This window comes from Noviherbaspirillum aridicola (assembly GCF_019656455.1).
GTDB classification, from domain to species: Bacteria; Pseudomonadota; Gammaproteobacteria; order Burkholderiales; family Burkholderiaceae_D; genus Noviherbaspirillum; species Noviherbaspirillum aridicola.
In genome coordinates, this window is record NZ_BPMK01000003.1 from 138,506 (window position 1) to 158,255 (window position 19,750).

Annotated in this window: 23 protein-coding genes; 17 read left to right on the forward strand and 6 right to left on the reverse strand. The window is 65.2% G+C overall.

From position 1 onward, the window contains the following. Nucleotides 1–16 precede the first annotated feature (16 nt). From NCCP691_RS04250 to NCCP691_RS04280, 7 genes are all read left to right on the forward strand, one after another. Complete coding sequence (locus NCCP691_RS04250; protein WP_220807007.1) at nucleotides 17–946, forward strand: methyltransferase domain-containing protein; 930 nt, start codon at nucleotides 17–19, stop codon at nucleotides 944–946. Between the two features lie 561 nt (nucleotides 947–1,507). Beyond that, nucleotides 1,508–2,668, forward strand: coding sequence for a cytochrome c oxidase subunit II (coxB, locus tag NCCP691_RS04255; RefSeq protein WP_220807008.1), 1,161 nt, complete (start codon nucleotides 1,508–1,510; stop codon nucleotides 2,666–2,668). Nucleotides 2,669–2,686: 18 nt separating this feature from the next. Continuing rightward, nucleotides 2,687–4,282, forward strand: a complete 1,596-nt coding sequence (gene ctaD, locus NCCP691_RS04260; RefSeq protein WP_220807009.1) for a cytochrome c oxidase subunit I — start codon at nucleotides 2,687–2,689, stop codon at nucleotides 4,280–4,282. Nucleotides 4,283–4,318: 36 nt separating this feature from the next. After that, entirely contained in the window at nucleotides 4,319–4,426 is a 108-nt protein-coding gene (locus tag NCCP691_RS04265; RefSeq protein ID WP_220807010.1) for a cytochrome oxidase small assembly protein, read from the forward strand. 1 nt (nucleotide 4,427) lies between these two features. Next, the gene (locus NCCP691_RS04270; RefSeq protein ID WP_220807011.1) at nucleotides 4,428–4,991 is read left to right on the forward strand and encodes a cytochrome c oxidase assembly protein; all 564 of its coding nucleotides are present in this window, start codon (nucleotides 4,428–4,430) and stop codon (nucleotides 4,989–4,991) included. A gap of 2 nt (nucleotides 4,992–4,993) precedes the next feature. Continuing rightward, nucleotides 4,994–5,212 (forward strand): DUF2970 domain-containing protein, encoded by a 219-nt coding sequence (locus NCCP691_RS04275; protein ID WP_220807012.1) that lies wholly within the window; start codon nucleotides 4,994–4,996, stop codon nucleotides 5,210–5,212. Between the two features lie 31 nt (nucleotides 5,213–5,243). Then, nucleotides 5,244–6,104 (forward strand): cytochrome c oxidase subunit 3, encoded by an 861-nt coding sequence (locus tag NCCP691_RS04280; protein WP_220807013.1) that lies wholly within the window; start codon nucleotides 5,244–5,246, stop codon nucleotides 6,102–6,104. 67 nt (nucleotides 6,105–6,171) lie between these two features. On the opposite strand, the gene NCCP691_RS04285 is transcribed toward NCCP691_RS04280, so the two are convergent. Continuing rightward, nucleotides 6,172–6,372, reverse strand: a complete 201-nt coding sequence (locus NCCP691_RS04285) for a twin transmembrane helix small protein (RefSeq protein WP_220807014.1) — start codon at nucleotides 6,370–6,372, stop codon at nucleotides 6,172–6,174. Nucleotides 6,373–6,441: 69 nt separating this feature from the next. Here NCCP691_RS04285 and NCCP691_RS04290 point away from each other — a divergent pair, with 69 nt between their 5' ends. The 5 genes from NCCP691_RS04290 to NCCP691_RS04310 all read left to right on the forward strand — a co-directional run bounded on the left by NCCP691_RS04290 (nucleotide 6,442) and on the right by NCCP691_RS04310 (nucleotide 10,394). Then, nucleotides 6,442–7,167: an SURF1 family protein gene (locus tag NCCP691_RS04290; protein ID WP_220807015.1), complete on the forward strand. Its 726-nt coding sequence runs from the start codon at nucleotides 6,442–6,444 to the stop codon at nucleotides 7,165–7,167. Then, complete coding sequence (locus NCCP691_RS04295; protein WP_220807016.1) at nucleotides 7,142–7,732, forward strand: SCO family protein; 591 nt, start codon at nucleotides 7,142–7,144, stop codon at nucleotides 7,730–7,732. Before NCCP691_RS04290 ends, NCCP691_RS04295 begins: the two co-directional genes overlap by 26 nt. Nucleotides 7,733–7,742: 10 nt before the next feature. Then, a complete protein-coding gene (locus NCCP691_RS04300; protein WP_220807017.1) occupies nucleotides 7,743–8,855 on the forward strand; it encodes a COX15/CtaA family protein in 1,113 nt (370 codons plus the stop codon). A 7-nt stretch (nucleotides 8,856–8,862) separates the two neighbouring features. Next, nucleotides 8,863–9,747: a heme o synthase gene (gene cyoE / locus NCCP691_RS04305; protein WP_220807018.1), complete on the forward strand. Its 885-nt coding sequence runs from the start codon at nucleotides 8,863–8,865 to the stop codon at nucleotides 9,745–9,747. A gap of 101 nt (nucleotides 9,748–9,848) precedes the next feature. After that, nucleotides 9,849–10,394: an SCO family protein gene (locus NCCP691_RS04310; protein ID WP_238482322.1), complete on the forward strand. Its 546-nt coding sequence runs from the start codon at nucleotides 9,849–9,851 to the stop codon at nucleotides 10,392–10,394. A 49-nt stretch (nucleotides 10,395–10,443) separates the two neighbouring features. On the opposite strand, the gene rpoH is transcribed toward NCCP691_RS04310, so the two are convergent. The 4 genes from rpoH to ftsY form a co-directional block, all read right to left on the reverse strand. Further along, nucleotides 10,444–11,334, reverse strand: coding sequence for an RNA polymerase sigma factor RpoH (rpoH, locus tag NCCP691_RS04315; protein WP_220807019.1), 891 nt, complete (start codon nucleotides 11,332–11,334; stop codon nucleotides 10,444–10,446). A gap of 206 nt (nucleotides 11,335–11,540) precedes the next feature. Further along, entirely contained in the window at nucleotides 11,541–12,467 is a 927-nt protein-coding gene (gene ftsX / locus NCCP691_RS04320; RefSeq protein WP_220807020.1) for a permease-like cell division protein FtsX, read from the reverse strand. After that, nucleotides 12,464–13,150: a cell division ATP-binding protein FtsE gene (locus NCCP691_RS04325; protein WP_220807021.1), complete on the reverse strand. Its 687-nt coding sequence runs from the start codon at nucleotides 13,148–13,150 to the stop codon at nucleotides 12,464–12,466. Before NCCP691_RS04325 ends, ftsX begins: the two co-directional genes overlap by 4 nt. Next, nucleotides 13,147–14,301 carry a signal recognition particle-docking protein FtsY gene (gene ftsY / locus NCCP691_RS04330; protein ID WP_220807022.1) on the reverse strand — a complete coding sequence of 385 codons (1,155 nt, stop codon included), beginning with the start codon at nucleotides 14,299–14,301 and terminating at the stop codon, nucleotides 13,147–13,149. Before ftsY ends, NCCP691_RS04325 begins: the two co-directional genes overlap by 4 nt. Before the next feature lie 142 nt (nucleotides 14,302–14,443). Between ftsY and NCCP691_RS04335 the strand changes: the two genes are divergently transcribed. From NCCP691_RS04335 to NCCP691_RS04355, 5 genes are read left to right on the forward strand one after another with little or no spacing between them, the layout of a single operon-like run. Next, a complete protein-coding gene (locus tag NCCP691_RS04335; RefSeq protein WP_220807023.1) occupies nucleotides 14,444–15,814 on the forward strand; it encodes a M16 family metallopeptidase in 1,371 nt (456 codons plus the stop codon). A 17-nt stretch (nucleotides 15,815–15,831) separates the two neighbouring features. Next, nucleotides 15,832–17,157 carry a M16 family metallopeptidase gene (locus NCCP691_RS04340; protein ID WP_238482310.1) on the forward strand — a complete coding sequence of 442 codons (1,326 nt, stop codon included), beginning with the start codon at nucleotides 15,832–15,834 and terminating at the stop codon, nucleotides 17,155–17,157. Continuing rightward, nucleotides 17,154–17,789: a 16S rRNA (guanine(966)-N(2))-methyltransferase RsmD gene (gene rsmD, locus NCCP691_RS04345; protein ID WP_220807025.1), complete on the forward strand. Its 636-nt coding sequence runs from the start codon at nucleotides 17,154–17,156 to the stop codon at nucleotides 17,787–17,789. Before NCCP691_RS04340 ends, rsmD begins: the two co-directional genes overlap by 4 nt. A gap of 42 nt (nucleotides 17,790–17,831) precedes the next feature. After that, nucleotides 17,832–18,332 (forward strand): pantetheine-phosphate adenylyltransferase, encoded by a 501-nt coding sequence (gene coaD, locus NCCP691_RS04350; RefSeq protein ID WP_220807026.1) that lies wholly within the window; start codon nucleotides 17,832–17,834, stop codon nucleotides 18,330–18,332. Between the two features lie 22 nt (nucleotides 18,333–18,354). Continuing rightward, a complete protein-coding gene (locus tag NCCP691_RS04355) occupies nucleotides 18,355–18,615 on the forward strand; it encodes a YfhL family 4Fe-4S dicluster ferredoxin (RefSeq protein WP_220807027.1) in 261 nt (86 codons plus the stop codon). Between the two features lie 7 nt (nucleotides 18,616–18,622). On the opposite strand, the gene NCCP691_RS04360 is transcribed toward NCCP691_RS04355, so the two are convergent. Beyond that, nucleotides 18,623–19,717 (reverse strand): GGDEF domain-containing protein, encoded by a 1,095-nt coding sequence (locus NCCP691_RS04360; protein ID WP_220807028.1) that lies wholly within the window; start codon nucleotides 19,715–19,717, stop codon nucleotides 18,623–18,625. Nucleotides 19,718–19,750 lie beyond the last annotated feature (33 nt).

The following is a 19,750-nucleotide window of genomic DNA, read 5'->3' on the forward strand; positions in this document are numbered from 1 at the left end:
GGCACCGGATTCCCCCTTGTCATCTCCAGCTCCCGACAACAGCGCCAGCGGACCGATCGATATCGGGCTCGTACGCCGCCTGTTCCATTCCCCAGGCAATTTCGCCGACTCCGATTTCCTGCGCCGCGAGATCGCCGGCCGCATGCACGAGCGCCTCGCGCTGGTGAAGATCGCGCCCCGCCGGGTGCTCGATATCGGCTGCGCCGACGGCCCCGACCTCGGCCGCCTGCACGAGCAGTATCCGCAGGCGGAGGTGCTCGGACTCGATGCATCGGAAACATTGCTCCGCTGCGCGCGCGAGCGCCACCAGGCCGCGAGTTCGGCGGTCAGCCGGCTGTTCGGCCGCTGGCTGCGGCAGTCGGGCGGCGGCGGACCGGCCGGGCTGGTGTGCGGCGACCTCGGCCACCTGCCGCTGCAGACCGGCGCCGTCGATCTCGTCTGGTCCAACCTCGTGCTGCACTGGCATCCGCAGCCCGACCAGGTCTTTTCGGAATGGCGCAGGGTGCTGGCCACCGACGGCCTGCTGATGTTTTCCTGTTTCGGCCCAGACAGCTTCCGCGAAATCCGCCATGCGTTCGCCCAGGCCGACCATGCATCGCATGCGCTCAGCTTCGTCGACATGCATGATTTCGGCGACATGCTGGTCAACGCCGGGTTCTCGACGCCGGTGATGGACATGGAAACCATCACCGTCACCTACGAGAGCGTGGACAAGCTCATGGCCGACGTGCGCGCCTGGGGCGGCAATCCGCTGCTGACGCGTCGCCGGGGACTGCTCGGCCGTGCCGCCTGGCGGCGGGTGGCCGACGCCCTCGAAGCCATGCGCGGCGGCGACGGCCGCATCCCGCTCACCTTCGAGGTCGTCTACGGCCACGCCTTCCGTCCCGCGCCGCGGCAGACCGCCAGCGGCGAAGCCATCATCCGCTTCGAGCCGCGCCGCAAGTGAATGAGGCTGTCGGACAAACGCCGTCGGCGGCGCACATCCCGCCGCCGGCCGCGCCTCGCCGTCTCCCGGGCGGCCGGCGCTTGACGCAGGCTGGTTTGTAAGACATTTCCCGCTTGATAACCAGCCAAAGTCCGACTTATACTTCGGGGGTTTTGCGCTGTGCGCGCGTCTCCCCGGACCGAACCCAGGCAACACTTCACGACCCACGCGCGGAATCTGCGGAAGCACAACGACCGATCCTGCCGCGGCGCCAGGACCGCATGCGCCCGGCGCGGCCTTCCGTCCTCGCAGCAATTCATCCTCGTACGTGGTTGCGAAGTCTCCTGCCTGTTTTCCCAGTTTCTGGAAGCGTTGTCATAAGGAATGATTTTTGTTGTATGCTCGTTTGTCATGACCCCTCACCGGGCATGCTGACGGCGTTCCGCCGACAGCGCTCCTCAGGACGGAGACAACCGGCACGCCAGTCATGGCGGGCCGCGAAGAATGGAACAGATGCCGGACGCACCGCGGGCGCGACCGGCAGCAGGAAAGAATTCCAATTGAGAGGCATTTGAGGAAACTATGAAACTTGCGAAGCGCGTCCAATCCCTGATGCTCGGTGCGTCGCTGCTGGCTGCGGGCCTGCCGGTCTGGGCAGTGAACGACAGCGACGGCGGTCCCGCCGTGCGCCAGCTGAACTTCCAGCAGCCGGTCACCCGGATCGCAGAAGAGGTCTACTCGCTGCACAACCTGATGCTGGTGATCTGCCTGGCGATCTTCATCGGCGTCTTCGGCGTGATGTTCTATTCCATCCTCAAGCATCGCCGCTCCCTCGGCCACCAGCCGGCCACCTTCCATGAAAGCACCGCCGTCGAGATCGCCTGGACCGTGGTGCCCTTCCTGATCGTCATCGCGATGGCGCTGCCCGCCACCAAGACCGTGGTCGCGATGAAGGACACCTCCGCCGCCGACATCACGATCAAGGCCACCGGCATGCAGTGGAAGTGGGGCTACGACTACCTCAAGGGCGAAGGCGAGGGCATCTCCTTCCTGTCCGCCCTGGCCACGCCGCGCGCGCAGATCGTCGACGCCTCGGTCGCCAAGAGCGACAACTACCTGCTCGAGGTCGACAATCCCGTCGTCGTGCCCGTCAACAAGAAGATCCGCATCGTCACCACCGCCAACGACGTGATCCACGGCTGGACCATCCCGGCCTTCGCGGTGAAGCAGGATGCGATTCCCGGCTTCGTGCGCGACACCTGGTTCCGCGCCGAGAAGATCGGTACCTACCGCGGCCAGTGCGTCGAGCTGTGCGGCAAGGACCACGCGTTCATGCCGATCGTCGTCAACGTGGTGTCCGACGCCGATTACACCAAGTGGGTCGAGGGCAAGAAGAAGGAAATGGCTGCCCTGGCCGACGATCCGAACAAGACCTGGACCCTCGACGAGCTCCGCCAGCGCGGCGAGAAGGTCTATGCCGCCAACTGCGTGGCCTGCCACCAGGCTACCGGCAAGGGTGTGCCCGGCGCCTTCCCGGCCCTCGACGGTTCCCCGGTCGTCACCGGCCCGCGCGCCGAACAGATCAGCGTGATCGTTAACGGCCGCAAGGCAATGCCGGCCTTCAAGGGTACGCTGTCGGAGACCGATATCGCCGCCGTGATCACCTACACGCGCAACGCCTGGTCGAACAAGGCGCAGGAAAACATCGTTCAACCGGCCGAAGTGCTGGCAGCGCGCAAGTAATCGCATTAGGAGACTGAGATGAGCACCACCGTAGTCGATCACGCCCACGATCACTCGCACGACCACGCACACGACCATCCGCACGGCTGGCGGCGCTGGCTGTTCGCCACCAACCACAAGGACATCGGCACGCTGTACCTGTGGTTCTCCTTCGTCATGCTGCTGTCCGGCGGCGTGCTCGCGCTGGGCATCCGCGCCGAGCTGTTCCAGCCCGGCCTGCAGCTGGTGCAGCCCGAGTTCTTCAATCAGCTCACCACCATGCACGGCCTGATCATGGTGTTCGGCGCGATCATGCCGGCCTTCGTCGGCTTCGCCAACTGGATGATTCCGCTGCAGATCGGCGCTTCCGACATGGCCTTCGCGCGGATGAACAACTTCTCGTTCTGGCTGCTGCCGCCCGCCGGCATCCTGCTCGCCGCCTCCTTCCTGGCACCGGGCGGCGCCACCGCGGCGGGCTGGACGCTGTATGCGCCGCTGTCGACCCAGATGGGCATCGGCATGGACATGGGCATCTTCGCGATGCACATCATGGGCGCGTCCTCGATCATGGGTTCGATCAACATCATCGTCACCATCCTCAACATGCGCGCCCCCGGCATGACGCTGATGAAGATGCCGATGTTCTGCTGGACCTGGCTGATCACCGCCTACCTGCTGATCGCGGTGATGCCGGTGCTCGCAGGCGCGATCACCATGACCCTGACCGACCGCCACTTCGGCACCTCGTTCTTCAACGCGGCCGGCGGCGGCGACCCGGTGATGTACCAGCACATCTTCTGGTTCTTCGGCCACCCCGAGGTCTACATCATGATCCTGCCGGCCTTCGGCATCGTGTCGCAGATCATCCCGGCCTTCGCCCGCAAGCCGCTGTTCGGCTATGCGTCGATGGTGTACGCGACCGCCTCGATCGCGATCCTGTCCTTCATCGTCTGGGCGCACCACATGTTCACCACCGGCATGCCGGTGACCGCGCAGCTGTTCTTCATGTACGCCACCATGCTGATCTCGGTGCCGACCGGCGTGAAGGTGTTCAACTGGATCGCGACCATGTGGAAGGGCTCGATGACCTTCGAGACGCCGATGCTGTTCGCGGTCGGCTTCATCTTCGTGTTCACCATGGGCGGCTTCACCGGCCTGATCCTGGCGGTGACCCCGATCGACATCCAGATGCAGGACACCTATTACGTGGTGGCGCACTTCCACTACGTGCTGGTCGCCGGCTCGCTGTTCGCGCTGTTCGCCGGCTTCTACTACTGGGGTCCGAAGTGGACCGGGTACATGTACAACGAAACCCGCGGCAAGATCCACTTCTGGGGTTCGATCATCACCTTCAACATCACCTTCTTCCCGATGCACTTCCTCGGGCTGGCCGGCATGCCCCGCCGCTATGCGGACTATCCGGCGCAGTTCACCGACTTCAACATGATCGCCACCATCGGCGCCTTCGGCTTCGGCCTGATGCAGGTCTACTTCCTGTTCGCCGTGGTCCTGCCGTCGATCAAGGGTGGCCAGAAGGCGGCCGACAAGCCCTGGGATGGCGCCGAAGGCCTGGAGTGGACGGTGCCGAGCCCGGCGCCCTTCCATACCTTCGAAGAACCGCCGGTCGTCAAGTAAGGAGAACGCGGCGGGCGCAAGCCCGCCGCACATGTGATGGCAGATCCGCGCAAACCCAATAACCTGAGGACCGGCCTGATCCTCGCATCGATCGCGCTGATGTTCTTCATCGGCCTGTTCGTCAAGAAGATCTGGCTGAGCTGACATGAGCGAACCCACGGATGCAGGCGGCAACGGCAGACTGAACCGGCAAATGCTCGGCAAGCTGCTGGTGGTGGCGGTGATGATGTTCGGTTTCGGCTACGCGCTGGTGCCGATCTACCAGAAGATCTGCGAAATCACCGGCATCAACCTGCTGACGCCGAAAGACGTCACGGTGGAGGGTCCGGTCAATACGCAGGTCGACAAGACGCGCACCATCACGATCGAGTTCGATGCCACCGCGCAGGGCCCGTGGCGCTTCCGGCCCACGGTGTCGAGCATGCAGGTGCATCCCGGCGAGATGGCGCAGGTGGTGTACGAAGTGGTGAACACGCAGTCGCGCAGCGTCGATGCGCAGGCGATTCCGAGCTATGCGCCGCAGCAGGCGTCGGCCCACTTCAAGAAGATGGAGTGCTTTTGCTTCAAGCAGCAGACGCTGGGACCCAATGAAGCCAAGCAGATGCCGGTCGTGTTCTTCATCGACCCGGCGCTGCCGAAGGATGTGAAGACGATCACGCTGTCGTACACCTTCTTCGAAATCGGCGGCCCCGGCAAGAAGACGAGCTGACGATGGATGATGAGCTGAAAAAGGCGGCGCAGCGCAAGGCCTCGTTCGGCGCAACGATGAAGGCAGTGTTCTGGTCGTTTTTCGGGGTGCGCAAGCGTCGAGACTATGAAAACGATGCGCAGCAGCTCAATCCGGTGCACGTGATCATCGCCGGCATCATCGGCGCCGCGATCTTCGTCGCGACCCTGCTGCTGATCGTCAAGAGTGTGGTGGCCCAATAAATCAATTTGAATTTCGTATCGGGAGATGGAGATGAGTTCTCAACACGCTACCAAGGCACCCTACTATTTCGTGCCGGGTCCTTCGAGCTGGCCGGTTCTGGGCGGCGCTTCGCTGCTGGTCACCATGGCCGGCGCCTCCGGCTGGGTCAACGGCTTCGCCTGGGGCGCGCCGGTAACCCTGGTCGGCGTCCTCGCCATGCTGGTGGTGCTCTACAAGTGGTTCGGCGACGCCATCGCCGAGTCGGAGAGCGGCCTCTACGGCCCGCGCATCGACCTGTCCTACCGCTGGAGCATGAGCTGGTTCATCTTCTCCGAGGTCATGTTCTTCGCCGGCTTCTTCGGTGCGCTGTTCTACGCCCGCGCGGTCACCGCGCCGTGGCTGGCCGACCTCGACCACAAGATCCTGTGGCCGGATTTCGTGCCCGAGTGGGGCAACACGCCGGCGGGCACGATCGATCCGTTCGCCAAGATGGGTCCGTTCCCGATCCCGACCATCAATACCGCGCTGCTGCTCGCTTCGGGCGTCACGCTGACGATCTCGCACCACGCGCTGCGCGCCGGCGTGCGCGGCAAGGCCGCGTTCTGGCTGTTCGCCACCATCCTGCTGGGCACCATCTTCATGGGTTTCCAGGTTTATGAGTACATGCATGCGTACAGCGACCTGAACCTCAAGCTCACCTCCGGCATCTACGGTTCGACCTTCTTCATGCTGACCGGCTTCCACGGCTTCCACGTGACGCTGGGCGCGATCATGCTGGCCGTCGTCCTGTACCGCCTGATGAAGGGCCACTTCACGCCGGAAAACCACTTCGCCTTCGAAGGCGCCGCCTGGTACTGGCACTTCGTCGACGTGGTCTGGCTCGGCCTGTACGTGGTCGTGTACTGGCTGTAAGCAGCCTTGGTCCAAATGAAGAAGCCGCACCTCGGTGCGGCTTCTTTTTTGCGTTTCCCGGCGCGCGTCAGCGTATGCCTGTCGGCTGTATCCATCCCTGGCTGTGGGCGAAGAGAATCAGCAGGAACAGCGTGATCGAGAAGCCGACCCGAAAAGCCAGCGCCTTCACGGTACGATTGCTCTTTCCCCGGTCCCGCATCAGGAACAGCAGCGCCGAGCCCAGGCTGGCGAGAATCAGGAAGAATGCGATGGCGACCAGGATTTTCATGAACGCGGAATGGCCGGGTGCGGCCTGTGGAGGCCGCCGGGCCGAATGGATGAGTAAAAAGGCATTGTAATGCGGTTGCGCTTTCGCTTCAGTTGGATTCCCTTCATTGCCGCGCTGTGCACCGCCGCGGCCGGCGTATCGCTCGGCCAGTGGCAGACCCGCCGCGCGCTCGAAAAGGAAGCCATCGAGGCGCGGCTGACCGAGCGGACCGCGCTGCCGCCGCTGGACTTGAGATCGGCGCCGCCGGACCCAGATGCGATCGAGTACCGCCGCGTCGTCGCCAGGGGCGAGTTCATGCAGAACTGGAACATCTGGCTCGACAACCGCCCGCACCAGGGGACGGCGGGCTTTCACCTGCTGACTCCGTTTAGAATGGCCGGCAGCGATGCGTGGGTACTGGTTGCCCGCGGCTGGGTGGCGCGCAACCCCTTCGAGCGTACCCGCCTGCCGTCCATCGCCACGCCGGACGGGGAAGTCAGGCTGGAAGGCGTCGCCGTGCGCCACGCCGGTCGCGTCCTGCAGCTGGGCGAGGCGCCGCCGCCCGCCCCGGGGGCCATCGTGCAGAACGTGGCCATTGACGACGTCGCAAGGTCGGCCGGCATCCGCCTGCTGCCCTTCATCGTCGAGCAGACCGGCGACATGCGCGATGGCCTGGTGCGCGACTGGCCGCGGCCGTCGAGCGGCGCCGACAAGCATCGCGGTTACGCCTTTCAGTGGTATGCATTGGCAGCGACCGCGCTGCTGTTTTTTGTTGTGACAGGATTCAGACGTGGAACAAGCCAGACAAAAGAGTAGCGGACGCTGGAAGCTGTTTGCGGTGCTCGCCGTATGCGCGTCGCCGATGATCGCCTCCTATCTCACCTACTACGTGATCAAGCCCGAGGGCCGCACCAACTACGGAGAGCTGATCGACCCGCGCGCCCACCCGATGCCCGCGCTCGGCGCCACCACCCTCGACGGCAAGCCCTCGGAGCTCGACAGCTTCAGGGGCAAGTGGATCATGCTGCAGGTGGCGGGCGGCGACTGTGGCGATGCGTGCCGCAAGCGGCTGCACGACATGCGCCAGCTCAGGCTGGCTCAGGGCAAGGACATGGACCGTATCGAACGGGTCTGGCTCGTCACAGATGGCCAGCCGCTGGAAACTGTGCTCATGCGCGAGTACGACGGTACCCGCATGCTGCGCGTCAGCGCGGACGCGGTCGGCCGCTGGCTGCCGGTCGAGCAGGGCGGCAGGCCCGAGGACCATATCTACATGATCGACCCGCTCGGCAACCTGATGATGCGCTTCCCCAGGGACGCCGATCCCAACAAGATCAAGAAAGACCTTTCGAAGCTGCTCAAGGCTTCCCGCATAGGATGACCGCCGCGCCATGCTGATACAACTCGCGATCATGGGACTGCTGGCGGCGATGCTGCCGCTGGCCATCGTCTGGGCCTCCAGTGACGCCGACAAGTACCGCAAGCTGGTCTGGGTCACGGTTTTCCTGACCTTCGACCTGATCATGTTCGGCGCCTTCACCCGACTGACCGATTCCGGCCTCGGCTGCCCCGACTGGCCGGGCTGCTACGGCCACGCCAATCCGCTGCAGGCGCACGAGCAGATCAGCGCCGCCGAGGCCGCCATGCCCACGGGCCCCGTGACCGTGGCGAAGGCCTGGATCGAGATGATCCATCGCTACCTGGCCATGGGCGTGGGCGTGCTGATCATTGCCATCATGGTCATCGCCTGGATGCGCTGGCTGAAGTCGAAGCGCCAGGAGGCCCGCTTTTCGCCCGGACTGCCGACCATGCTGTTCGTATCCGTCTGCCTGCAGGGCGCGTTCGGCGCCTGGACCGTGACGCTCAAGCTGCAGCCGGCGATAGTCACGACCCATCTGTTGCTCGGCATGCTGCTGCTGGCGATGCTGACCTGGCTCGGCGCCCGGCAGAGCGCGGTACCGGCGTCGTCGCCCGACGGCCGCAGGCTGGCGCTTTCGGCGGCGGTGGGCAGCGCGCTGCTGGCAGTGCAGATCGCGCTCGGCGGCTGGGTGAGCACCAATTACGCGGCGCTGGCCTGCCTCGACTTCCCGCTCTGCCACGGCAAGCTGGTGCCGGAAATGGACTTCGCCAACGGCTTCGAACTCTGGCGCCATCTCGGCAAGACCGGCGACGGCGACTGGCTGCCTTTCCCGGCCCTGACCGCCATCCACTGGGTGCATCGCAATTTCGCTTTCGTGGTGGTGGCCTGGCTGGGCTGGCTCGGACTGCGCGCGATGCGCATCGACGCCACGCGCCGCACCGGTCGCCGCATACTTATCGTCGCCGGCCTGCAGTTCATGACCGGCATGTCGACGATTTTCCTCAAGTGGCCGCTCGCGCTGGCGGTGGTCCACAACGGCGGCGCGGCCGCTCTCGTGCTGCTGCTCACCATGTTAAACTTCGAGGCTCGCAGTGCGGCGCAAGCCGCCGTCAACCGGGCTGCAACGCGGCTTTCCGCCGCCTGAGATCAACGTGAATACCCTGACCATTCCACCCAACCGGCTGGCCCAGTACTGGGCGTTGACCAAACCCCGCGTCACCCAACTGGCAGTGTTCTGCGCGGTGATCGGCATGTTCCTCGCATCGCCCGGCCTGCCGGACTGGAAAGTCGTGGTCGCCGCGACCATCGGCATCTGGCTGCTCGCCGGCGCCGCGTTCGCCGTCAACTGTCTGGTGGAGCGCGAGATCGACTCGCGCATGGCCCGCACCGCGCGCCGGCCCATGGCGCGCGGCGAACTGACCGTGCCGCAGACCCTGGTCTTCTCCGGCGTCATCGGCGGCGCCGGCATGTGGGTGCTGTTCAATTTCGTCAATCCGCTCACCATGTGGCTCACCTTCGCCACCTTCGTCGGTTATGCGGTCATCTACACCATGCTGCTCAAGCCGGCCACGCCGCAGAACATCGTCATCGGCGGCCTGTCCGGCGCGATGCCGCCGGCGCTCGGCTGGGCCGCGGTCGCCAACGACGTGCCGATGCAGGCCTGGATCCTGGTGCTGATCATCTTCGTCTGGACCCCGCCGCATTTCTGGGCGCTGGCGCTCTACCGCCGCGACGACTATGCCAAGTCCGGGCTGCCGATGCTGCCGGTCACGCACGGCCTCAAGTTCACGCAATTCCACATCTGGCTCTACACCATCGCGCTGGTCGCCACCAGCATGCTGCCGTTCGCGGTGCGCATGAGCGGCCTGATCTACCTCGCCAGCGCCGCGGTGCTCGGCGCCATCTTCCTGCGCTACGCCTGGCTGATCTGGAAACACTACACCGATCTGCTGGCCCGCAAGGCCTTTGCCTATTCCATCATCTACCTGTCGCTGCTGTTCGCGGCGCTGCTGGTCGACCACTACATACGGTTCTGATCGTGACTCCTTCCAAGCCCGTGCGCTGTCTCGCCTCCCTCCTGCTGGCCGCCTCCAGCCTGCTCCTCGTTGCCTGCGACAGGCAGGGCGAGGGTGGGCAGATGCTGCTGTCCCCGGTCGGATCGGGATTCAAGAACACCGATGTCACCGGCCTGGACTACGCGAAGGGATTCGCGATGAAGGACCATAACGGGCAGCCGCGCAAGCTCGAAGATTTCCGCGGCAAGGCGGTGGTGGTGTTCTTCGGCTATACCCATTGCCCCGATGTCTGCCCGACCACGATGGCCGAGATGGCCAACGTGATGCAGCAGCTCGGCCCCCAGGCGGAGCGGGTGCAGGTACTGTTCGTGACGGTCGACCCTGAGCGCGATACGCCGCAGCTGCTGTCCCAGTACGTGCCCGCGTTTCATCCGAGCTTCCTCGGACTCATCGGCGACAAGGCCGAGACCGAAAAGATCGCGAAGGACTTCCGGGTGTTCTATCAGAAGGTGAACGGCAAGGACGGCGGCTATACGATGGACCACACCGCCGGCAGTTATGTGTTCGACCCGCAGGGCAGGATCCGGCTGTTCGTGAGGCACGGCCAGGGGACCGAGCCTATCGTGCACGACCTCAAGCTGCTGCTCTCCGAGGCGGGCGGCAAATAAAAAAAGGCGCCTTTTCAGGCACCTTTCTTGTTTCAGTCGGATCAGGCGATCACGCGTAGGACGCGAGCGTCGTCTTCATCTTCTTGAGCGCGGCGCTCTCGATCTGCCGGATGCGCTCGGCCGACACGCCGAACTCGTCCGCCAGCTCATGCAGGGTCGCCCCCGAGCCGTCGTCGTTGGCCAGCCAGCGTGCCTCGACGATGCGCCGCGACCGCGGATCGAGCTTGCCGAGCGCAGTCTCCAGTCCTTCCGACTGCAGGCGGTCGTACTGGCGCGCTTCCAGTTCGCGCGTGGGCTCGCTCGATTCCGAGGACAGGTAGGCGATCGGTGCGAACTTTTCGTCTTCGTCGTCGCTCGGCGCATCCAGCGCGATGTCGTGGCCCGACATGCGGGTTTCCATCTCGATGACTTCCTCGCGCTTGACGTTGAGCGTCCTGGCCAGGTCGTCGACCTGCGCCGGCGTCATCGTATCGAGGCCTTCCTTGTGGCTGCGCAGGTTGAAGAACAGCTTGCGCTGCGCCTTGGTCGTGGCCACCTTCACCAGGCGCCAGTTCTTCAGGATGTACTCGTGGATTTCGGCCTTGATCCAGTGCATCGCATAGGACACCAGGCGCACGCCCTGTTCCGGATCGAAGCGCTTGACCGCCTTCATCAGGCCGATATTGCCTTCCTGGATCAGGTCTGCATGCGGCAGACCGTAGCCGAGATAACCGCGCGCGATCGACACCACCAGCCGCAGGTGCGAGAGCACCAGTTTCTGCGCGGCGCCAAGGTCATTGTCCTTGCGGAAGCGGCGGGCCAGGTCGGTTTCCTCTTCCTGGGTCAGCATCGGAATGCGATTGACCGCCGAAATATACGCTTCGATATTGCCGAGATTGCCGGAAAAACCAAGCGCCAATGCCTTGCTGCTGAACGGAACCAGTGCGGATTGTGCTTTCATTCTTTCTCCTTGCTTCCCAAGCGGGGATGGTCGGAAATGACAGCATCCCCTGATGGAAAGTATATTAGCACTCCATGAGCGAGAGTGCTAATCGCGGCTTCCAACCGGGACGATAGCCGCTTCCTAATTGAAATTAAGGCAAGAAAATGCTTTGCCTACTGTAGAAGAACGGGGCGCCGCGGCAATGCGCGGCGTCAAGATGCGCCTCAGGCCAGGCGCGCCAGATGCCGTCGCACGCAGAGCGCCGCACCAAGCAGACCGAGCAGCGCGCTCGCGGCGAGCAGCACCGCCGACGTGGCGGCGCCGAGCGGCGCCAGACGGAATTCGGACGCATACAGCCTTGCGAATTCCGTGACGGCGCCGTTGAGCGGTTGCAGCGCCAGTGCCACCAGCAGCAGCGCCAGGGCGCCGGCGGCCAGCCCCAGCATCGCGCCCGAGTAATAGAACGGCCGGCAGACGAAGCTGTCGGTCGCGCCGACCAGGCGGCACACTTCGATTTCCTCGCGCTGGGTCATCACCTGCAACCGGATCGTGTTGAACACGACCGCGATGACGACCACTCCAAGTGTTGCTGCGAGGAAAAGAAGCGCCAGCCGCAGCACCTGCAGCAGGGCCGCCAGCCGCTTGACCCAGGCCGAATCGATCTGCACGTATTCGACGCCGGGCAGCGCCTTGATGCGAGAGGCGATGGCTTCGACCCTGCCCGCCTCCGCGGAGTTCTGCACGCCGGATAATTTCAGCACATAGCTGTCCGGCAGCGGATTCTCGCCGAGCGCGGTGATCGCTTCCGACAGCCCGGTCTTGTCCTTGAGCGTCGTGAGCGCGCGTTCGCGCGGAATGAATTCCAGCCGGCCGGCACCGCCGCTTTCCTGCAACAGGCTGCGTATCCGCGGCGCCAGGGCACTGGCCTGTTCGCGGCTCGCATCCAGGGCCATGAAAATGCTGATCTCCGGCTCCACCGCGAGCTGCTCCGACACCGGGCGCACGTTCTCGAGAATGGTCAGGCCGGCGAACGGCAGGGCAAGCGCGATCGCCACCACGATCGCGTTCAGCCCGAAGCTGCCGCGCGAACGCAGCACATGGCGCAGCGCATCGCCGATGGCCAGTCCGTGCAGGCGCAGCCAGGCGCTCATGCCGTCACCTCGGCGTTCATTTCCTCGGCGGGAAAGTCAACCAGCCTGCCGCGCTCGAGATAGATCACCCGCGGGGCGTCACGCAGCATGGATTCGTCGTGGGTGGCGATCAGGCAGGTCACGCCGACGCCGTGAAACGCCTTGAGCGCGCTCATCACGCGGTTGGCGCTGGCGCGGTCGAGATTGGCGGTGGGTTCGTCGGCCAGGATGATCTGCGGCCGGTTGACGATGGCGCGCGCGATCGCCACCCGCTGCTGTTCGCCGCCGGACAGCGCGAGCGGCTCGCTGGCGGCGTGGCCGAGCAGGCCGACCTTGTCGAGCGCCGCGCGCGCGCGCTTCTCGGCATCCGCGCGCGGAGTGCCGGTCACCATCAGCGGCAGCATGACATTGGCCAGCACGCTGCGGTCGGTGAGCAGGCTGTGCGGCTGGAAAATCAGGCCAAGGTTGCGCCGCAGCCAGGGCAGGCCGGACGGCTTGAGCTTGCCGATGTCCTGCCCGTTGACCGTCACCGTCCCCGAAGTCGGCCGCTCCATCGCGGCGATCATGCGCAGCAGCGTCGACTTGCCGGCGCCGGACGGCCCGGACAGGAAGACCAGCTCGCCCTTGTCGATGCGCAGGTCGATGTCGGACAGGGCGGCGGCGTTGCGCGCGTAGTGCTTGGAGACCCGGTGGAATTCAATCATGTGAGCAGGGCGTCGACGAACTCTTCTGCGTTGAAAGGCTGCAGGTCTTCGATCTTCTCGCCGACGCCGATGAAATAGACCGGCACCGGGTGGGTCTTGGCGATGGCGGCCAGTACGCCGCCCTTGGCGGTACCGTCGAGCTTGGTCACGACCAGGCCGGTCAGCTGCAGGGCGTCGTCGAAAGCCTTGACCTGGGCCAGCGCGTTCTGGCCGGTATTGCCGTCGATGACGAGCAGCACTTCGTGCGGCGCGCCCTCCAGGCCCTTGCCGATCACGCGCCGGATTTTCTTCAGTTCTTCCATCAGATGCAGCTGGGTCGGCAGGCGGCCGGCGGTGTCGACCATGACGACGTCGGTCTTGCGCGCCCTGGCGGACTGCACCGCGTCGAAGGCGACCGCGGCGGGGTCGCCCGATTCCTGCGCGATCACCGCGACATTGTTGCGTTCGCCCCAGATCGCAAGCTGCTCGCGCGCGGCGGCGCGGAAAGTGTCGCCGGCCGCCAGCAGCACGGACTGCCCGTGGGCCTGCAGGTGCTTGGCCAGCTTGCCGATGGTGGTGGTCTTGCCGGCACCGTTGACGCCGGCGATCATCATCACCAGCGGCTGGTGGCGGCCGAGCACGAAGGGCTTCTGCAGCGGCGCCAGCAGCTCGATGAGCAGCGTGCGCAAGGCATCCTTGACCTGGGCGGCCTCGGTCAGCCGCTCGCTCTTGACCTTCTTCCTGAGCGCGTCGAGCAGGTGGCGGGTCGCTTCGACGCCGGCGTCGGACATCAGCAGCGCCGCCTCGAGTTCATCGTACAGGTCGTCGTCGATGCGGGCGCCGACGAAGAGCGTGGTCAGGTTGGACGAAGTCTTGGACAGGCCGGCCTTGAGCCGCTGCATCCACGACTGCCTTTCCTCCGGCGTCTGGACGTCGGCGACGAGTTCGCCCTCATCCCCGGCGGGTGCGGGTGCGGGTGCAGGGGCGGAGGTCTCTTCGGCCGCGGCCGGCGCGTCCTCTTTCCTGAACCAGGACGGAATCCATGACGATTTCTGCTCCGCGGCTGCGGGCGCGTCCGCAGCGCCGGTGTCGGCCGCAGGCGCCTCGGCCGGGGGCGCGGGCTCCTGCACTGGCGGCGCGTCGTTCTGTTTTTTCTTGAAGAAACTAAACATCTGTGCAGGCGGGAAGGGGTTCCGCCGGAGCAAAGGGCGGCCGGCGGAAAGAAGATACAATCGGAACCTTCTTTTGCGCGCCCCGCGGCAGACGCCGCAGGGCACTTCAAAAACAGCCCCGTATTCTATCAGAGCACAGACCATGAAATTTCGGATTGCCCTCATGGCGGCAGCATGGGCCCTTTGCCTGTTCCTGCCCGGCGCCCATGCGCAGACCACCCAGGAATTCACCTTGAAGAACGGCATGAAGGTGATCGTGAAGGAAGATCACCGGGCGCCAACCGTCGCCCACATGGTGTGGTACCGGGCCGGCTCGATGGATGAGCAGAACGGCACCACCGGCCTCGCACACGTGCTCGAGCACATGATGTTCAAGGGCACCAGAACCCTCAAGCCCGGCGAGTTCAGCCAGCGCGTGGCGGCGCTCGGCGGCCGCGAAAACGCGTTCACGAGCAAGGACTACACCGCCTATTTTCAGCAGATCGAGAAGTCGAACCTGGAAAAGGTGATGGCGCTGGAAGCCGACCGCATGGCGAACCTGGTCTTCAGCAAGGATGAGTTCGCGCGGGAGATCCGGGTGGTGATGGAGGAGCGGCGCTGGCGTACCGAGGACCAGCCGATACCGCTGCTGTATGAAAGTCTCTATGCGACCGCGTACCAGGCCCATCCCTATCGCCATCCCATCGTGGGCTGGATGAGCGACCTGCAGACGATGACGGTGGAAGATACGAAGCACTGGTACGAGCGCTGGTACGCGCCGAACAATGCGACGCTGGTCGTGACCGGCGACGTCGACGCCAGGCGCGTGCTGGCGCTGGCGGAAAAGCATTACGGCCGGATTCCGAAGAAGCCGCTGCCGATGACCCGCACCCAGGTCGAGCCCGAGCAGCAGGGCATGCGGCGCGTCATCGTCAAGGCGCCGGCAGAGAATCCCTATGTGGCGCTGGCGTTCAAGGTGCCGACCCTGCGCGACGTGGAAAAGGACGATGAAGCGCATGCGCTCGACGTACTTGCCGCCATCCTCGACGGCTATGACAACGCGCGGCTCAACGCGCGCCTGGTGCGCACCGACCGCGTGGCCGTGTCGGCCGGCGCCGGCTATTCCAACATCAACCGTGGGCCCTCGCTGTTCGTGCTCGACGGCACGCCGGCCGACGGCGTCACCACCGAGCAGCTGGAAAAGCTGCTGCGCGCCGAAGTCGAGCGCATCGCCAACGAGGGCGTGTCCGAGTCCGAGCTGGAACGGGTCAAGACGCAGCTGGTCGCAAGCCAGATCTACAAGCGCGATTCCATCTTCGGCCAGGCGATGGAAATCGGCACGATGGAAATGTCCGGCATCTCGCACAAGCTGATCGACCGCATCATCGAGAAGCTGCGGGCGGTGAAGGCCGAACAGGTGCAGGCCGTCGCAAGGAAATATTTTGGCGACGACAAGCTCACCGTCGCCACCCTCGTCCCGCTGCCGCTGTCCGAGAAAAAAGCGCCGCCGCCGCCCAAAGGCCTGCGCCACTGATTGCAAGAGGAATGAAGATGATCAAGCGTTTCTGGTTTGCCCTCGCGCTCGCGTTCACTGCCTGCGGTCCGGCGTTTGCCGCCCTGCAGATCCAGTCCTGGACGCTGGATAACGGCGCGCGCGTCCTGTTCGTCGAAAACCGGTCGATTCCCATCCTCGACATCAGCGTGGAATTCGACGCCGGTTCGCGGCGCGACCCCGCCGGCAAGTCCGGCCTGGCCGAACTCACCAATGCCATGCTCGCGCGCGGGCTGCGCGAGGCGACCGGCGCCGCCGCGGAGCCGGCAATGAGCGAAGCGCAGATATCCGATGCCTTCGCCGACCTCGCCGCCCAGCGTGGCGGCGGCGCCAGCGCCGACCGCGCGGGCGCCACGCTGCGCACGCTGTCGAGCAGCCGCGAGCGCGATGCCTCGGTCGCCTTGCTGGCGCGCATCCTGGCCCAGCCGTCGTTCCCGGCCGATCTGCTCGCGCGCGACAAGGCCCGCACGATCGCCGCCATCCGGGAAGACGAAACCAAGCCTGAGTCGATCGGCAGCAAGGCATTCTGGCGGCTGATGTACGGCGACCACCCATATGGTCAGCATGAAACCGTCGCCTCGGTGGACGCGATCACCCGCGACGACCTGGTCGCCTTCCACCAGGCTCACTATGTCGCCAACCGTGCCGTCATCGCGATCATCGGCGACATCAGCCGCGCGCAGGCGGATGCCATCGCGCGCCAGCTCACGCAGCGGCTGCCCCAGGGCGCGGCGCTGCCCGCCCTGCCGCCGGTGCAGCTGGCGCCGCCGCGCGAGCAGCGCATCGCTCACCCGGCGTCGCAGGCCCATATCATGCTAGGCGTGCCGGCGATCGTGCGCGGTGACCCGGACTACTTCCCGCTCATGGTCGGCAATTACACGCTGGGCGGCGGCGGTTTCGTGTCGCGGCTCACCCATGAGGTGCGGGAAAAGCGCGGCCTGTCCTACAGCGTCTACAGCTATTTCAATCCCATGGCCCAGCCGGGGCCGTTCCAGGCTGGCCTGCAGACCCAGAAGGACCAGGCCGACGAGGCGCTGAAGATCGTGCGCGCAACCGTGGCCGGCTTTCTGCGCGAAGGACCGACGCCGGCCGAGCTGAAGGCGGCCAAGGACAACCTGATCGGCGGCTTCGCGCTGCGCATCGACAATAACCGCAAGATCCTCGACAACATGGCGGCCATCGGCTTCTATGGCCTGCCGCTCGACTATCTCGATACCTGGACCGAGCGCGTGGCCAAAGTGACGGCGGCCGACATCCGCGCCGCCTTCCAGCGCAAGATCGCGCTCGACAAGATGTCGACCGTCATCGTCGGCAACGGCCAATGAAAAGCCGGTCGTCGCAGTCGGCGCGCCCCGTGTCCGGCCCGAGGCAGGTCCGCATCATCGGCGGCCAGTGGAAGCGCACCCCGCTGCCGGTGCTCGATGCCGAAGGCTTGCGGCCGACCCCGGACCGGGTGCGGGAGACCGTCTTCAACTGGATCAACCATCTGATCGACGGCCAATGGTCGTCGCAGCGCTGTCTCGACCTGTTCGCCGGCACCGGCGCGCTCGGCTTCGAAGCGGCCAGCCGCGGCGCGGCATCGGTGACCATGGTCGAACAGAGCCTGCCCGCGATCCGCCAGCTGCAGGCCAACCAGGCCAAGTTGAAGGCGGACCGCGTCGCCATCGTGCGAGGCGACGCGCTGGCCAACGCACGTGCCATGCAGGCGCGCGGCGAGCGCTTCGATCTCGTCTTCCTCGACCCGCCGTATCACCAGGACTGGCTGGTAAAAATACTGCCGCTGTGCGCGTCGCTTCTGAGCCCGGCGGGCATGGTATATGCTGAAGCAGAAATGCCGCTGGAACCCGGTTCCGGCGCCGGATGGCTGCAAGACTGGGAAGTGCTGCGCAGCGACCGGGCCGGCATGGTGTGGTATCACTTGTTGCGCCGCAATAGCCCTGCGCAAATTCAGGCATAATGCGCGTTCAGAAATTTGAACAGATTTGGTCTGGGAGCCGCGATGGTTACTGCTGTTTATCCGGGAACATTTGATCCGCTCACCCGCGGGCACGAGGATTTGGTGCGCCGGGCGTCGGGTCTGTTCGACAAGCTGGTGGTCGGCGTCGCCGACAGCAAGAACAAGCGGCCCTTCTTTTCGCTCGACGAGCGCCTGTCGATCGCGAGCGAAGTGCTCGGTCACTACCCGAACGTGCAGGTGATGAGCTTTTCCGGCCTGCTCAAGGATTTCGTGCGCGCCAACGATGCGCGCGTCATCGTGCGCGGCCTGCGCGCGGTGTCCGACTTCGAATATGAATTCCAGATGGCGGGCATGAACCGCTACCTGCTGCCCGACGTCGAGACCCTGTTCCTGACGCCCTCGGACCAGTACCAGTTCATCTCCGGCACCATCGTGCGCGAAATCGCCACCCTCGGCGGCGACGTGTCCAAGTTCGTCTTCCCCTCGGTCGAAAAATGGCTGAAGAAGAAAATGGCGGACATCCACGCGGCCGGCGGCCAATAATTCCGGAGAGGCTGGTTTCACCATGGCGCTGATGATCACCGACGAATGCATCAATTGCGACGTCTGCGAGCCTGAATGCCCGAACGACGCCATTTCGATGGGGCCGACGATCTACGAGATCGACCCGCAAAAGTGCACCGAATGCGTCGGCCATTACAGCGAGCCGCAATGCGTGCAGGTCTGTCCGGTCGAGTGCATCCCCTTCAATCCCGCCTGGCGCGAGAGCAGGGAAGAACTGCAGGCCAAGTTCGAGCGCCTGCAGGCGCAGAAGGCCGCGGCCTGATGCCCGCCTAGGCGGCGCCCACCACCCGGTTGCGGCCGTCCGCCTTTGCCTTGTACAGCGCCTGGTCGGCGCGCGCCAGCAGATCCTGCGCCGCCGTCTCGACCGTGGACGCCGCTTCCAGCGTCTCGAGTGAGGCAACCCCGACCGACACCGACACGGCCAGCGTGTCCCCGCTGGCGAGCCGGACCGGCTGCTCGGCCACGCTTTGCCGGATGCGCTCCGCGACGCACACCGCGTCCACCATTTCCGCGTCGATCAGCAGCACCACGAACTCTTCGCCGCCGAAACGGCCGAGCGCATCGGACAGCCGCAGCTCCGCCTTGATGCGGCCCGCCACTTCGCGCAGGACTTCGTCGCCCGCCTGATGTCCGCGCGTGTCGTTGATCTTCTTGAAATGGTCGATATCGATATACATGCACGACAGCGCATGGCCGTGGCGGCGGCTGCGCCCGAGCTCTTCCATCAGCCGCCGTTCCACATAGCGCCGGTTGTTGACGCCGGTGAGCGGGTCGGTCAGACCGATGTGCTTGAGCCGCTCGCCGTTGATCACGTTCTCGAGGGAGATCGCGATGATCGACGCCCGGTGCTCGATGAAGTCGGTGGCCATGCCGGGCATGAAACGCCGGGGATCGCCGCTGCCGAGGTTGAGGCTGCCGATCAGCTGCCCGCGCCGGCGCAGCGGCACGATGGCGACGCTGGCGGGCGGGCGCAGCGGTTCGGGATACATCGGCCCGTGCAGCTGCTCCCGATAGGCGGCCAGCAACGGATGCGACAGGCGTCCGGCCAGTTCGCCGAACTCGGCTTCCTCCTCCAGGAACAGCAGCTGCGGCCATGACGACTGGCTGATGCCGAGGTCGGCCAGCATGCGACGGATTTCGTATTCCGGATCGAGCAGCGACAGCGTGATGGTGTCCAGCGCGGCCGCGGTGGCAAAGGAATGGAACAGGGCATCCAGCAGCTCGCGCAGGCTGCCGGCGGAGATGAACTGCAGGTCGAAGGCCTGGTGGCGCCGCAGGATCTGCTGGTTATGCTCGGCCTGCTCCAGCAGCTGTGCGAGCTGCTTTTGCAAACGCAGATTTTCCGCCACCAGGTCACGCGCCATGGACGAGGCTCCGTCAGTTCAGCGCGCGAGTCG

Bases quoted from the DNA above. Each gene is read 5' to 3' on its own strand.
- coxB (WP_220807008.1), top strand. From the start codon at position 1,508: ATGAAACTTGCGAAGCGCGTCCAATCCCTGATGCTCGGTGCGTCGCTG.
- ctaD (WP_220807009.1), top strand. From the start codon at position 2,687: ATGAGCACCACCGTAGTCGATCACGCCCACGATCACTCGCACGACCAC.
- NCCP691_RS04265 (WP_220807010.1), top strand. From the start codon at position 4,319: ATGGCAGATCCGCGCAAACCCAATAACCTGAGGACCGGCCTGATCCTC.
- NCCP691_RS04270 (WP_220807011.1), top strand. From the start codon at position 4,428: ATGAGCGAACCCACGGATGCAGGCGGCAACGGCAGACTGAACCGGCAA.
- NCCP691_RS04275 (WP_220807012.1), top strand. From the start codon at position 4,994: ATGGATGATGAGCTGAAAAAGGCGGCGCAGCGCAAGGCCTCGTTCGGC.
- NCCP691_RS04280 (WP_220807013.1), top strand. From the start codon at position 5,244: ATGAGTTCTCAACACGCTACCAAGGCACCCTACTATTTCGTGCCGGGT.
- NCCP691_RS04285 (WP_220807014.1), bottom strand. From the start codon at position 6,372: ATGAAAATCCTGGTCGCCATCGCATTCTTCCTGATTCTCGCCAGCCTG.
- NCCP691_RS04290 (WP_220807015.1), top strand. From the start codon at position 6,442: ATGCGGTTGCGCTTTCGCTTCAGTTGGATTCCCTTCATTGCCGCGCTG.
- NCCP691_RS04300 (WP_220807017.1), top strand. From the start codon at position 7,743: ATGCTGATACAACTCGCGATCATGGGACTGCTGGCGGCGATGCTGCCG.
- NCCP691_RS04310 (WP_238482322.1), top strand. From the start codon at position 9,849: ATGCTGCTGTCCCCGGTCGGATCGGGATTCAAGAACACCGATGTCACC.
- rpoH (WP_220807019.1), bottom strand. From the start codon at position 11,334: ATGAAAGCACAATCCGCACTGGTTCCGTTCAGCAGCAAGGCATTGGCG.
- ftsX (WP_220807020.1), bottom strand. From the start codon at position 12,467: ATGAGCGCCTGGCTGCGCCTGCACGGACTGGCCATCGGCGATGCGCTG.
- NCCP691_RS04325 (WP_220807021.1), bottom strand. From the start codon at position 13,150: ATGATTGAATTCCACCGGGTCTCCAAGCACTACGCGCGCAACGCCGCC.
- ftsY (WP_220807022.1), bottom strand. From the start codon at position 14,301: ATGTTTAGTTTCTTCAAGAAAAAACAGAACGACGCGCCGCCAGTGCAG.
- NCCP691_RS04335 (WP_220807023.1), top strand. From the start codon at position 14,444: ATGAAATTTCGGATTGCCCTCATGGCGGCAGCATGGGCCCTTTGCCTG.
- NCCP691_RS04340 (WP_238482310.1), top strand. From the start codon at position 15,832: ATGATCAAGCGTTTCTGGTTTGCCCTCGCGCTCGCGTTCACTGCCTGC.
- rsmD (WP_220807025.1), top strand. From the start codon at position 17,154: ATGAAAAGCCGGTCGTCGCAGTCGGCGCGCCCCGTGTCCGGCCCGAGG.
- coaD (WP_220807026.1), top strand. From the start codon at position 17,832: ATGGTTACTGCTGTTTATCCGGGAACATTTGATCCGCTCACCCGCGGG.
- NCCP691_RS04355 (WP_220807027.1), top strand. From the start codon at position 18,355: ATGGCGCTGATGATCACCGACGAATGCATCAATTGCGACGTCTGCGAG.
- NCCP691_RS04360 (WP_220807028.1), bottom strand. From the start codon at position 19,717: ATGGCGCGTGACCTGGTGGCGGAAAATCTGCGTTTGCAAAAGCAGCTC.